This is a genomic window from Legionella sp. 16cNR16C, assembly GCF_021297775.1.
Lineage (GTDB): Bacteria > Pseudomonadota > Gammaproteobacteria > Legionellales > Legionellaceae > Legionella_C > Legionella_C quinlivanii_A.
This window is the reverse complement of sequence record NZ_JAJTMX010000002.1, coordinates 374340-387295: the sequence shown is the minus strand read 5'-3', so window position 1 is coordinate 387295 and position 12956 is coordinate 374340. Positions and strand designations below refer to the sequence as shown.

The window sequence follows — 12956 nt, the reverse complement described above, 5'->3', positions numbered from 1 at the left end:
AACTTATTATTCCTTGTCTTCTTCTTTCATGAAATCTGTTGGAATATTCAGTCCGGCAGTCAGTTGGCTGATTTCATCTTTAGATGCTTTTTCAACTTTACGATTGGCATCATTAATTGCCGCTGCAATTAAATCTTCCAGCATGCTAACTTCTTCATCCAGCAGTGAAGGATTAATTTTGACTTCGACCGCGTCATGGTTGCCTCTCATTTTAATACGCACCAGGCCGCCGCCAGATTCGCCGAGTACAGTCAGCAAATTCAATTTCTGTTGTGCTTCCTGCATTTTTTGTTGCATTTTTTGGGCTTCTTTCATTAGATTGCCAAGATTTTGATTAATATCCATGTGTAGCTACCTCATTTAAGTTGATTAACTAATTATAATGTATCTTTGTTAGGTACAATAGAATTTTTGACGATCTCTCCGGAAAACTCCTGAATTAACTGTTGTAAAAAAGGGTCTTCCTCCAGGTGTTTCTCTGCTTCCTGCATGTTTTTTGTTTGCTCTATTTGTTTAACCTGCGCAGGTGAACTTTGTATGGTTTCCTGAACGCTCAGATTAATACGGATATTGGTTTTATAAAATGCAGACAGAGTTTGTTCTATGCGTTGTGTAATCCCGGGCGAAAACAGGGAGTGGTGTCCCTTGGCTACTTGCAAAAAAATATCCTTGTCGCTGCGTTTAATAAATTCAGCATTTTCTACGGCAGTCAGGGCTAGTCCGCTCAATTTTAACTGGGGAATAATTTGTGCCCAGTTTTCCTCAATACTAACCGGAGCTGTATTAATCGCAACCTCCGGAACTTCTGAAGGTAAAGACATGGCCTTAACGGGTGTTTCATCTAAATGCCTGACAACGTCCTGCGGCGGCGTCGTAACATCGTCAGATGGTCCTGGTTCATCTCGGACAATTTCTTCTACAGCAAAAGCCTTAGGCGGCTCTGGTGCTTTGGAAAAGGGAGCTGACTCTAATTGCTCACCTGTAAGCGGAGGAATGACGGATGTGGTCACCGGCTTGAAACTAAGCATGCGCAGCAGGGTCATTTCAAAACCGATTAAAAGGCTGGGAGCCAAATGAATCTCATCGATGCCTTTAAGGGCAATCTGATAATACAATTGGACATCTGCTGGTGTAACCTGAGTTGACAGGATTTGTGTCTCAACGGAAAAGTCAAGTAAGGGATGAGAACCAGATAAAGCCTGACTGACAGAAATCTGGTGAAGGTGATTGATCAGTTCTTCAAGAACAAAAATGAAATGACCTCCCTCGGCAGCAATCTGGCGGCTTGTGTTAATAATACTTCCCGCATCTTCAGCAAGCAGAGCTTGCAGCAGAATAATGGCATAATCTTTTTTTGTATGTCCTAAAAGGCTTTTCGCAATTTCAGCGGTCAAATGATTATCAGCAGTGGCAATAGCCTGGTCAAGTATACTAAGTGCATCCCGCATGCTGCCTTTAGCCGCTCGCGCAATAATCTCAAGAGCCTGATGTTCAAAACTATAGTTTTCTTCTTTGAGGATAAGTTCCATCTGACTAATGATAACCGCAGGCTGCAATGGTTTAAGATTGAATTGTAAGCAACGAGATAGAACAGTTGCAGGCAGCTTCTGCGGATCTGTGGTCGCTAACAAAAACTTAACATGTGCAGGGGGTTCTTCCAGTGTTTTGAGTAAGGCATTAAAACTATGCTGCGAAAGCATATGAACTTCGTCGATCAGATAGATCTTGTAGCGGCCTGTCGTTGTCGCATATTGTACATTTTCCAGAAGTTCACGAGTGTCTTCAACACGTGTTTTTGATGCACCGTCTATTTCAATCAAATCGATAAACCGGCCCTGTTCAATGGCGAGGCATGTATCACAGGACAGGCAGGGTTCGGCACTGACACCGAGTTCACAATTAAGTGCTTTGGCCATTAAGCGCGCGATACTGGTCTTCCCAACGCCGCGGGTTCCAGTGAAAAGATAAGCATGATGAATACGTTGCAGGGCCAGTGATTTGCTAATGGCTTTATTAATATGTTCTTGGCCAACCAGTTGCGAGAAAGAACGTGGTCGCCATTTACGCGCCAGCGCAAGATAACTCATAGACATTCTTTAGTAATATGGCGGCAGCTTCAGAAGCCACACCTCGGCGCCCGAATCAATTACTACCGCTGCTCCCTTCCGGGCCTGACGGGGTTCATAATCTATCGTCGCGTGGGGACCAATGAAGCCACCATTGTTCAATTCCGAAGATTAACAAAAAAAGCAGAGAATCACCAGTACTATTCACATAAATAGTCAGTTACTTGCTTAAGAAAGATTGAAAAGCGCCAGATAGTATATATATTAATAGTGTAGGCAGGCAGGCGTTGAAAAAAAAATTAGAAATATTTTGAATTAATACTGGCAAAATTCAAAGAATGGTCTAGACTGAAACTTGAGGCGTTTCATCCGGGTACAGATTTCAGATAATTGAGAATAAGTCAGCTTCTGAAATAAACGAAAGTACTTTGCGATAGTGGTATTCCTCCCCAACTTATGAAGTAATAATGAATGTAAGCTCTGCTAAACGTTCCATTTACTGGGTCAAAAAACTTTTTTGAAGAAATTTGCAAAAAGTGTTTGACAAGGGAAGCGAAATCCGTAGAATACGCATCACGCCTTCGGGGCGAGTTGATTAAGAAGATGAAGACAAACTGTGTGGGCGCTTGAAGAGATTTGAGTGCTTGAGAAGTAAAGAATATAGTCAGAGAAATTTGACACAGGATATTAAACTGAAGAGTTTGATCCTGGCTCAGATTGAACGCTGGCGGCATGCTTAACACATGCAAGTCGAGAATGTGTTAAGAAACAGGTGTTCGAATATATTGAAATTTATTACAATCGGAAACGGCTTCATTCGATGCTTGGCTATAAATCGCCCGCAGCATTTGAAACCCATAAAGTGGCTTAGTAATGTGTCCGATTTTGACGGGTAAGATCAATGAGTTTCAATATGTCCCTGAATTAATCCCAGCAATAAAACAAACATCCGATAATCTTTCTGCCACTGAAAAAGGTAAATTTCTTTTAACTGGCTCTGCTGATATTTTCAGATCTGGAAAAACACAGGAAGCTTTACCAGCACACATGGCGAGGCTTGAACTTTACCCTTTATCCTTATCGGAAAAGTTTAATACCCAAAACAACATTATCGATTTATTATGTAACCAAAATTTTAATATCAATTTGATAGACAGCATTAGTCATCAACAATTGGCAGATTTGATCCTTTTAGGGGGCTATCCTGAGGTTCAGGATAAAAGTCCGAGAGGTAAACAGATTTGGTATAATTCTTATCTCGAAGGTCGCTTATTTAAAGATTTTGAAACACTATATGCTGCGCGAGGCGATTATCGCGCCAAATTAAAATCATTAGTTCCCTATCTGGCAGGACTTGCTGGAAATCTTATTAAATACTCAAATATTTCGAATGATCTTAGTCAAGAAGACAAACTTATAAAAGCGTACATAGAGATCCTTGAATTAATGTTTATTATTAAAATCGTTCCCGCTTACTTAAAAAACAAGGCTAAACGGCAAGCGATTACCATGCCTAAACTTCAAATGATTGATACTGGTCTGGGTTGCAGTCTTCTTGGTATAAAGAATGTAGATCAATTAATAAATAGTTCTTACTTTGGAGGACTCTTAGAAAATTTAATTTTCATGGAATTGTTAAAACAAAATGGTTGGTCAAATGAACAGGTAGAACTTTTTCATTTTCGAGATAAGTATAAAAATGAAGTGGATATCGTGCTAGAGCGAGACAATAGTCAGATCATTGGGATAGAAGTGAAAGCCTCTGCGACCATAAAGCAACAAGATTTTAAAGGACTAATCAAGCTAGCCGAATTCAATCCGGCAAAATTTCAATATGGTGTTGTCTTTTATTCAGGTAAAGAGGTATTACCATTCTCACAAAATAATGTGCAACTATATGCTTTGCCTATAGGTTTATTTTTAAAATAAAACAACTGGTAAAGATTGGAAACCGGTATAGGTTGGCTTAAACGAAGTGAACGACCCACTATGGAAAAAATGCAATTAGAAATCGATATTGTTATTATACCCACTCAGTTTTGATTATCTGAGCTTCTCTATGCCCAACTACCAGGATATACAAGCCACGCTTCATCCATTTGACGAATATAAACGATTTAAACCATGGTATTGGATAGCCAAGGATGACCCATTAATGGCTCAGTTACGTCTAGCTTTTCCTGACGCTGATGGTCCGCTACAAACTAATCGGGAACTAAGCAATCAAGAAACCATTGCACTAGGCAAAGTGCTTATAGAATTTAATAAGACTTATGAAAAATTATATCCCTTCATCTCGCTTGCACTACGAACTGGTAATTATTTTTATTTAGTGCTCGGTTCACTGCTTTATGAGATCAAAGCGATTACTCTATTTGCACAGCTGAGAAAAAAATTTAATGGGGCTCTGTTGTGGAATATGGAAACTCTTGCAGCACATGAAAGTCTTACTGAGCGCCTTGCTTCTCGGTTACTTACAGATAATGATTTCTCCAATATTCTTTTTTTCCTGCGCTCGGTCCTTGATAAGAAAATTATTGCAAAGCTTTCCTCATATCCCGATTTAAAAAAACTAAATAGCAGTCTGTATGTTTTAAATATTCGAAACTTATCAACCGCTCAGAACATTGATGCTTTAATGAAGTGCCCGGCACCGCAATTTGTGACTGTACTCTATTCAATGCGCAGTGATCTTCTTGATCAGAACCTTTTCGAAGCGGCATTACCTCATTCCAGATTATTGGCAAATCCACGTATCTCAATGTTCATTGAGCATCTACCAGAGCATTTTTCTATTAAAAAGGAACATTTAGAGCATCTACTCGAAATCTGCTTCCAGTTCAAAGACAATTATCTGGCGGGGGTAGATGCAATCATTAACTACTTGAATACACAGGTAGAATCCGACTTTTTTACTCAGTTTCTTCGCCAACGGGGACGCTTGCCTGCTTCACTAATTAATGATCGACAAAGTACCCATACTGCCAGCGTTCACATCAGCGCCTCCCAGTCCGCCTTGCGTTTATACAGCGCTTATCAGACACAATTAACTCCTGCAACAACCACTGTCATTCTGAATGAATTATGCGACTGGGTTCTTTCTTTTTCTAATCCGGATTTTAAAACTGCAGCAGCGCAGCGGGCAGTACGTGATGTTCTGAATAATCACCCGCTTTATAAATATACTGATAAAACCTCGCAAATTAGCAATCGCGAATTATTGTGTCTAGCCTGGCTCGCCATTCATGATGAAAATAGCCGCCAGGGCAGTCTTGAAGATGCAAAGAGAAATCTGCTGGAGGCTCTTTATGAAATTCAGCGGCAAAATAACATCAATGATGAGGGTATTGATAATGTCCTGACTGTGGACGACTCCTGTTGTCCGCCAGGCGCCTTCAATAAAGTGCTTGAGAAACTGCAAAGTATTCATCCCCTGGTGGAGCTTCTTTTTGTTAACAAAAAAACTTGTTCCTTAAAACTACGCGCTTTAGTAAGACAAGAGCTAAGCTCGCTCCTTATGAATCATCCTCAGGAAACCCTGGAAGAAAAGAAATTATTTTATTCTAAGCTGAAGCATCTTGAGAAAAAAGGCTGTCGTGCACTCTGGAAAGAGATCGAACCCGCCGTCAGCCAGAAATTTGCAGAGGAATTTGCCAAATATTTCAGTGGAGAAGAAGAGCTATCGCTTGTCGTTAATAACGGACAATACGCCATTTGTGATGATTTAATTCAACCTCATATTAAAACTTTTACGGATCAATGGACACCCCAGCAACTGGAGAGCCAGGGATTTTTCGCTCCGGTAAAGAAAAAGAGGATGACTGTTCCGCAGGCCAATTTCAAATATGGGGACTGTATGCCTGCTTTTGCTAATTAGATGTTGTGTGTAATTCTTTATGATTAACGAAGCTTGTAATTAAATCTTGTAGCCTGGTTGGCGCATTGCGACAACCGGGTCTTCAGCCTGCCCCCAATTTCCAGGAAGACTTCCATTCCTGATGTATTGATGAATGCTGGACAAGACACAAGAATTACCATTTTTAAAGTGAGCATGAGAACCCGGTTGTCGCGCAAAGCGCCAACCAGGCTACGCGGTTTATTGCGACAACCGGGGTCAGCCTGCCCCCAATTTCCAGAGAGACTCCCTTCCTGATGTTTTGATGAATGCTCGACAAGACACAGGAAATTTCCATTTTTTGTGACCATGGAAACCCGGTTGTCGCAAGGCGTCAACCAGGCTACGCGGTTTATTGCGACAACCGGGGTCAGCCTGCCCCCAATTTCCAGAGAGACTCCCTTCCTGATGTTTTGATGAATGCTCGACAAGACACAGGAAATTTCCATTTTTTGTGACCATGGAAACCCGGTTGTCGCCAAGGCGTCAACCAGGCTACGCGGTTTATTGCGACAACCGGGTTTCAACCTGCCCCCCAATTTCCAGGAAGATTTCTCTTCCGGATGTATTGATGAATACTGGAATATTGCCAATCGCCAGGTCTTTTGACTAGCTGATGTTTAACCGGATTATAGTGAATATAATCAATATGGGTTTTCAAATCGTCTTCATTTCGGATTCGATGCTCCCAAAAACGTCTTTGCCATAAAGAATATTCATTCCGATCATTTTTTGACAGAATCACGCCTGATTTAATAATTGCCTTGGAAAAATAGGTTTTTATCAAGCGCCATCGTAAGGAATAATTAAAGTCAGTGGCAGGTAATTCCCAAACTACATGAAGATGATCAGGTAATACTACCATAGCATGCGTTTTGAACGGGTATTGGTGCCGTACCCATCGGAAAGACTGTGTTAGTAGATTACTATGCAGAGTCAAGGCACAGGAATTTCGATTTTTTAAAGTAAGAGTAAAAAAATAGATCGCTCCGGGAGAAAAATCACGCCGATATTGTACCACTTGCATTCCTTTATTAGCGGGTTGGTGGTTCGTAATATAATTTAGAAAAATATAACCTTCAAGAAAAACCCCAGGGCTGCCTATAATTAAATCCTCGTAGCCTGGTTGGCGCATTGCGACAACCAGGTTTTTCAACGGTGGCTGCCAAATCCCCATTTTCCAGGAAGGCCCTTCCTGATGTATTGAAGAATGCTGGACAAGGCACAGCATGAGAACCCGGTTGTCGCCACGCGCCAACCAGGCTACGAAACTAAGCAAATATGAATTTTTTTAGAACATGTCTATACTCAATATATATATGTCCTGAGATTCTTGGTTGGTGTTATGGGGGATAATGCATATTATTACGGTCCTCTCAATAAAAATAACGCAACAAGGCTTCTTGAAGAGGCAACCGCCTTATTATTATCAGATGCACAGAGTTATCAAATCAGAAGAGAATTTGATAACAATAATCGCTTATTAGAAGTGACTATAGCAGCCAACAATTCTAAGACTTATCCTTTAAAAAAATTATTGTCATTGGCAAATTTGGAACATATTACAATTGATGATGCTACCGTACAAAAATTTAATGATTTTTTGAATCAAAATACTCCCTCCTGCCCTCCTTCAATTTTAGAATATGGTATCAATTGAACGATTAGACAAATGTTCGGATAATTTTTTAAAAGAAATTTTTCTTGCCAGTATGATTTCGCTTTCAGCTCTTAATAAGCCATTAGAACCATTAGAACCTGGAGAGGAGGCAAAAACATACAGGACCATACGAGGTGAAAAAAGTGCAAAATTTGCAAAACAGGCAGATGCTAATAGAGAGAAATCCCCAGACGATCCATTTTTGTTAACGCAACAACGAATCCTTAGCACTACAAAGGGAACAGAGGTTGGTTGTCATTATTTAAATGAAGACAGGGAAATAATTATTACCTATCCCAATGCCATGGGTAAAGATATTAGTGGTATTTCATATTACCAGGGTGAGGGGGAAATTCTTATAGCAGGACAGGATGCTGAGTATACCCTTACACTGAGAGAGGAATCGCCAGGCAAGATAGTTGAAGAATATACAGCAACCCAGATGAGGGTACTGAAAGATAGCCTACGCGAACTGAAAGATTCAGGGAATGAGCAGCAAGAGTCAAATGACATCAATAAAGACGCTTTTAAACCTTAACTTTCTTTTTTTAATCTGATCCAACAATAAGAAAACCCGGTTGTCGCGCAAGGCGCCAACCAGGCTACAGGTTTATTTTTGATTCCATGTAGCCTGGTTGGCGCATTGCGACAACCGGGTTCATGTTACTCTCTTTAAAGCGTGACCAGTTTTATCCCGGTAGCGCCATTCATATTCGTGCCAGTTAAAGTGCAATTGGTTAAATTGCCATTAGCAGCCACATCACACTGATTAACCTCGCCGCTATCATTAACCACATAGGCCCTTGTTTGTGCTGAATTGAAAATAATACCTACGGGTTAGGAGAACCCAGGCCCTGTTGGAACCAATGACCCTACTCGAAAACCCAGACAGCTAATCAGGCCAATACCAGGTAGGAATATCCAGGAGTGATTGCCCAGGAATGGTGGTTTGTCCGGTTTGTTTTTCAAGCGCTATAAGATGACATTCCGGATATTGTTTTAAACTATTAATCAGTAAATCGGCGTGAGAAACAATCCAAACCTGTGTTTTTTCGGATACATGTAATATAAGTTTCGCTAAAGCCGGCAGCAGGTCAGGATGCAAACTGGTTTCAGGTTCATTTAGAATCAGTAGCTTTGGGGGCCTGGGGGTTAGTAATGCCGCAACCAATAATAAGTAGCGTAATGTTCCATCGGATAATTCTGCGCAGGTCAGTGGTCGCAATAAACCTTGTTGAGAAAGTCCTACAGAAAGATAGCTGCCTTCGTGTCTGGTTATAACCAGTTTTGTTCCTGGAAAGGCATTACTAATCGCTTTATCCAGCGCCTCACTATCACCAATTTCTTTAATTGTCTGTAGTGCAGCAGCCAAATCATCCCCCTCATTACTCAAAACGGGGGTACGGGTCGCAATTTGCGTTTTTCGAGCGGGTGATTCTCTGTCACTACGAAAATGATCATAAAACCGCCAGTTGCGTATAAACTCACGCACATAGATAATTTCTGGTGTCTCTTTTATATTACCAATCTGAGAAAACAGACTTTCAAACACATTGAGATGTTGATCAACGACTTCCCAGGTTCGTGATGAGCGAACTTTTACGATTGGTCCCACTCTGTCCACAAGCAAACTTGCGGGTCTTAGGCAAGGGCCTGCCCAGATACACTCCCTCTTGATTTCTGGATCTAATGAAAATACAGAGCTTGATGGTGCAGGTAAGCCCAGTGAAATAGCATAGCCTAATTCCGGAGTTGAAAAACCAAGCCGCATGCGCACGGCTTTTTTACGTATACTGCCTTCAATCGCTGCCTCAGCTTTTTGCATTGCTTTAGACAATGTTTCAGGGCCTGCCCAAAAAGTCGAATTTAAGCCCCCTTCCTGAGCCAGGGCTTTAACGACCCCGCCAGTTACTGTTTGTGAAAGAAGGCGAAGCGCTCGATAGATATTCGATTTACCACTTCCATTGGCACCAGTAATCACATTGAGTTGGCTCAAGGGTACTTTCAAATCTAAAATTGAACGATAATTGTTAATTGCCAATACTGAAATCATTAAATTAAACCCGATAAGATCCAATAAGATTATTGCAGCAGAATGAGCCGGCATCAATACGAGTTTCCAGGGAAGGCTGTTCAACACTGATTTTATTGGCTTGTTGAATTTCGCTGATGGTATACTATTTCTCTTATTAATCAGAGCGCTAACCCTATGATGTTATCTCATTTAGAAATTGCCCTGCGTCTTTGTCTGGCAGGGGTCTTGGGTAGCGTTATTGGTATGGAACGCGAACGCGTTCTTTGGGCTGCTGGTTTGCGTACTCATATGCTGGTGTGTGTGAGTTCCTGCCTGATTATGATTGTTTCCGCTTTCAGCTTTTATGATATCCTGGGCACACCTAATGTGATTCTTGATCCCTCTCGTATTGCAGCGCAGGTGGTTTCCGGTATTGGATTTTTGGGTGCTGGCGCAATTTTATTGCAAGGCAATGTGGTTCGCGGACTGACTACCGCCGCCAGTATTTGGACGGTGGCGGGAATTGGTCTTGCGGTAGGAGGCGGGCTTTACCATGCTGCACTTGTTGCCACCTTCATTATCCTTGTTATTCTATTGGTCATTAAGCCCCTGGAAGAGAAATTTAAAAGCAAGAAAACAAGCTGCAGTTTAACTTTCTATGCCACACAGTCTTCGATTAATTTCCAGACACTGCTAAACACGCTCGACGAAGGAATCGACACCCATATTAGCCAGTTTATTGTTCAGCCCAGTCAAATTCCGGGCTATGATGAAATACATATAAATCTGGTCAAAGTTAAAAAAGCATTGGTGACTGATATCATCGATCGAATGAAACACTTAGATGCTATTAAAGATTCTGAAATCAAAGTCAAATTTCATCATCCAGTTTCATTCAGATAATGAGCGTCTGAACTTGAGTTCTTCTACATTTGGTATCCATCTTTCTGATTCATCTCAGCCACAATAATGTCGTGGAAATCATCCGATACCGCTTCGAGTAAATCCTTAAAATTAGTCGCGCGATTAAATGCAAAAACAAAATTTAGAAGCCTTTTTGAGAACAACTCGGTATCCTCAGGCAAGCTGGCAATTTCGATGGATTTCTCTATATATTTATTAAGACTGACAGGATCAGGATTTAACTTATCCCAAAGACTTGTATCTAAATTTTCCTTGAGCAGACTAATAATTTTCTGTTGCCTATCCTGGAAAGATAATGCTGTATCTTTTGCAATACTATCTATAGCCCGGATCAATTGTCTGGCTTTAATGATATCGGCATTATCTGCTTGCTCATCTTTTTCTCCTTCAAAATCATGTAATACTTCATACTGATGAAGTAATGCGGTCATATGGTTTTTTTCATCATCAATTTTTGAGTATTTCATTATTCGCTCTAAAAGATTTTCGCCCTTACTGCCAATACAACTCAAAAACCAGGAAAGGGGTTGTTCCGCCAAATAGAGAGGGTTCTTGCTGCCACTTTGCATTTCCCAGTTTAGGACGAGGAGTTTAATTTTAGCAAATGATTGGTTAACATCGGTGGGATTTTCCAGGTCTATTGCCTTAATGATTTTTTCGATATTTTCAAGCATCCATTCATTGCCGCCCGCCTCTTTAGGATACTTCCTGAGTTCCTCAATAATACGCAAAGCGATATCCCTGTTTTCTTTACGCTTTTCCGGATCGATTCTAATAACTTTCAGCTCATCCTTCATTGATGCTGCCGAGTGGGTTTCTGGAACTCTCAACATGGATGGCTTTTTAGGCACATTATTTGTTATAGGAGCAAGAAATTGATTCACTTCCGGCACCTTGGAAAGTGCATCAAGGTAATTGAGGAAAATGAAGGATGTAGCCAGATTATAAGGTGGATCACGGAATATTCCTATAATTTTCAATGTATCCGGATTATTCCTGTTTTCTGGCTTTTCCAGTTTGTTAAGGTCCAGAGCTTTCTTTAAATACCGGGCTAATCTGGGCGTAGAGGAATAAGCAGAGAATATACCCTTGCTTTTCAAAGCGTCCTTTAAAATCGATTCGATAGACTCTGGTGAGGCTCTGTTTATTGTTTGGATGAGATTAATAGCTTCTTCTCCCTCCGCTTTTTGCTCCTCGGTAAGGCTATTAAAATAAGCAGTAAAATCACGTAATGGCCTTCCCGCCAGTGCATCTCGAATAGTATCCCTGGTGAATCTATCCTCCATGATGAAAGAACCAGTTCCTGCTAGTTCTCTCTGCCAATCAGCCACAGCAAGATCACTGAGAAACCATGCCAATTGCTGGAGAACCAATTGCTTGGGTGTCTTAACCCCTTCCAGGATATCCCAATGCTCGATGAGATGTTTAATGCCTACAAACGTTCTTGATACTTGTACAGGATCTCCTTCAGGATCAATTTCTTTGACTATTTCAATAATATCTTTGATTAAATCAGATTTTTTCCCTGCCGGATTTTTAGTTAATTCACTGTTTAAAACTTTTAATAAAAGCTCTTTATGAAGGAGTCTGTTTTCTCTATCTATTTTCAACTCAACAGGGGAAATTTGTGCTGAGGTATCCGCTTTTTTATTAGGAAATTTCTTTTGGTCTCTCAGCTTAGACTCTTCATTTCGCTGATTCTGATGAAGCGCATCGATTCTTTGCTTTAACTGGTCTTTAAAATAGTCTTTAGCTTCTTGAGTAATCTCGGTAAATTTAGCATTATTTTTAACCAGCTTTTCACAATCGGTTAAGCATTGGCTCAAACTGGCGGGATTTAATTTTGAAGCGATATTTAAGTGGCTTTGTGCCTCTTTTAATATTTCAGAAACGACTTTAATCTTTTCTTCTTCACTTAATCTTGAACCGTTTACAGTATGCAGAAATTCTATAATTACAATTCCTATTTTTTCTTCAATATTTACACGGGTAGGCATCTCATTACCATGCCAATTATAATAACTTCGTCCTTCAATCGCTTCACTCAAAACTTCCTCCACATTTTCGCTATTCACTTGGGGAAGATTCTTCAATTGTGATAATAGTGTTGCCCCACTGCGCTCCACTAACTGAGCCTGAACGATTTGTGTTGCAATTTTGTGTTGAATTGTTTCGATTGTTTCCATTGATTACCCCCCCAAATACAATATGTTTTAATTATAGTCTTCGGGTGACCTTAAAGATAATCTGAGGGTCTTCATCAAACTGTGTCATGTCATTGTTATCCCGAACGCAGTGGGAGGTCCCCGAATGGTGGCACAAACCAGGATTTGGGAGATCTCTCACTGCGTTCGAGATGACGGCATGTCTGTGGGTAATAACACAACTGAATGAACA

The 12956-nt window shown here is 40.7% G+C and carries 13 protein-coding genes and 1 other RNA gene; 6 read left to right on the top strand and 8 right to left on the bottom strand.

The window, feature by feature from the left end:
• Positions 1 to 6: 6 nt before the first annotated feature.
• From LXA66_RS05655 to ffs, 3 genes are all read right to left on the bottom strand, one after another.
• On the bottom strand, positions 7 to 345 hold the full coding sequence (locus LXA66_RS05655) for a YbaB/EbfC family nucleoid-associated protein (RefSeq protein WP_233012369.1): 339 nt from the start codon (positions 343 to 345) through the stop codon (positions 7 to 9).
• Positions 346 to 377: 32 nt separating this feature from the next.
• A complete protein-coding gene (dnaX, locus tag LXA66_RS05650; RefSeq protein ID WP_233012368.1) occupies positions 378 to 2087 on the bottom strand; it encodes a DNA polymerase III subunit gamma/tau in 1710 nt (569 codons plus the stop codon).
• 27 nt (positions 2088 to 2114) lie between these two features.
• An RNA gene (ffs, locus tag LXA66_RS05645) (signal recognition particle sRNA small type) lies at positions 2115 to 2211 on the bottom strand.
• A 579-nt stretch (positions 2212 to 2790) separates the two neighbouring features.
• Here ffs and LXA66_RS05640 point away from each other — a divergent pair.
• The 3 genes from LXA66_RS05640 to LXA66_RS05630 all read left to right on the top strand — a co-directional run bounded on the left by LXA66_RS05640 (position 2791) and on the right by LXA66_RS05630 (position 5943).
• Positions 2791 to 2937: an IS3 family transposase gene (locus tag LXA66_RS05640; RefSeq protein ID WP_255665330.1), complete on the top strand. Its 147-nt coding sequence runs from the start codon at positions 2791 to 2793 to the stop codon at positions 2935 to 2937.
• A 14-nt stretch (positions 2938 to 2951) separates the two neighbouring features.
• Positions 2952 to 3995: an ATP-binding protein gene (locus tag LXA66_RS05635; protein ID WP_233012367.1), complete on the top strand. Its 1044-nt coding sequence runs from the start codon at positions 2952 to 2954 to the stop codon at positions 3993 to 3995.
• Between the two features lie 130 nt (positions 3996 to 4125).
• Positions 4126 to 5943 carry a hypothetical protein gene (locus tag LXA66_RS05630; protein WP_233012366.1) on the top strand — a complete coding sequence of 606 codons (1818 nt, stop codon included), beginning with the start codon at positions 4126 to 4128 and terminating at the stop codon, positions 5941 to 5943.
• A 23-nt stretch (positions 5944 to 5966) separates the two neighbouring features.
• Here LXA66_RS05630 and LXA66_RS05625 read toward each other — a convergent pair whose 3' ends face one another.
• Both LXA66_RS05625 and LXA66_RS05620 read right to left on the bottom strand, forming a co-directional pair.
• Complete coding sequence (locus LXA66_RS05625; RefSeq protein ID WP_233012365.1) at positions 5967 to 6488, bottom strand: hypothetical protein; 522 nt, start codon at positions 6486 to 6488, stop codon at positions 5967 to 5969.
• Complete coding sequence (locus tag LXA66_RS05620) at positions 6485 to 7240, bottom strand: transposase (protein ID WP_233012364.1); 756 nt, start codon at positions 7238 to 7240, stop codon at positions 6485 to 6487. Before LXA66_RS05620 ends, LXA66_RS05625 begins: the two co-directional genes overlap by 4 nt.
• A 54-nt stretch (positions 7241 to 7294) precedes the next feature.
• Here LXA66_RS05620 and LXA66_RS05615 point away from each other — a divergent pair, with 54 nt between their 5' ends.
• On the top strand, positions 7295 to 7621 hold the full coding sequence (locus tag LXA66_RS05615) for a hypothetical protein (RefSeq protein ID WP_233012363.1): 327 nt from the start codon (positions 7295 to 7297) through the stop codon (positions 7619 to 7621).
• Entirely contained in the window at positions 7608 to 8159 is a 552-nt protein-coding gene (locus LXA66_RS05610) for a hypothetical protein (protein WP_233012362.1), read from the top strand. Before LXA66_RS05615 ends, LXA66_RS05610 begins: the two co-directional genes overlap by 14 nt.
• A 134-nt stretch (positions 8160 to 8293) precedes the next feature.
• Here the strand turns inward: LXA66_RS05610 and LXA66_RS15820 are convergent, their stop codons facing one another.
• Positions 8294 to 8416, bottom strand: coding sequence for a hypothetical protein (locus LXA66_RS15820; protein WP_255665294.1), 123 nt, complete (start codon positions 8414 to 8416; stop codon positions 8294 to 8296).
• 97 nt (positions 8417 to 8513) lie between these two features.
• Positions 8514 to 9674 carry an AAA family ATPase gene (locus tag LXA66_RS05605; protein ID WP_233012361.1) on the bottom strand — a complete coding sequence of 387 codons (1161 nt, stop codon included), beginning with the start codon at positions 9672 to 9674 and terminating at the stop codon, positions 8514 to 8516.
• Between the two features lie 156 nt (positions 9675 to 9830).
• Between LXA66_RS05605 and LXA66_RS05600 the strand changes: the two genes are divergently transcribed.
• Entirely contained in the window at positions 9831 to 10538 is a 708-nt protein-coding gene (locus LXA66_RS05600; protein WP_216362464.1) for an MgtC/SapB family protein, read from the top strand.
• A 23-nt stretch (positions 10539 to 10561) separates the two neighbouring features.
• Here the strand turns inward: LXA66_RS05600 and LXA66_RS05595 are convergent, their stop codons facing one another.
• Positions 10562 to 12745 carry a hypothetical protein gene (locus LXA66_RS05595; protein WP_233012360.1) on the bottom strand — a complete coding sequence of 728 codons (2184 nt, stop codon included), beginning with the start codon at positions 12743 to 12745 and terminating at the stop codon, positions 10562 to 10564.
• Positions 12746 to 12956 lie beyond the last annotated feature (211 nt).

Excerpts from the sequence above, each read along its gene's own strand:
- LXA66_RS05655 (WP_233012369.1), bottom strand. The coding sequence starts at position 345 with ATGGATATTAATCAAAATCTTGGCAATCTAATGAAAGAAGCCCAAAAA.
- dnaX (WP_233012368.1), bottom strand. The coding sequence starts at position 2,087 with ATGAGTTATCTTGCGCTGGCGCGTAAATGGCGACCACGTTCTTTCTCG.
- LXA66_RS05630 (WP_233012366.1), top strand. The coding sequence starts at position 4,126 with ATGCCCAACTACCAGGATATACAAGCCACGCTTCATCCATTTGACGAA.
- LXA66_RS05610 (WP_233012362.1), top strand. The coding sequence starts at position 7,608 with ATGGTATCAATTGAACGATTAGACAAATGTTCGGATAATTTTTTAAAA.
- LXA66_RS05605 (WP_233012361.1), bottom strand. The coding sequence starts at position 9,674 with ATGATTTCAGTATTGGCAATTAACAATTATCGTTCAATTTTAGATTTG.
- LXA66_RS05600 (WP_216362464.1), top strand. The coding sequence starts at position 9,831 with ATGATGTTATCTCATTTAGAAATTGCCCTGCGTCTTTGTCTGGCAGGG.
- LXA66_RS05595 (WP_233012360.1), bottom strand. The coding sequence starts at position 12,745 with ATGGAAACAATCGAAACAATTCAACACAAAATTGCAACACAAATCGTT.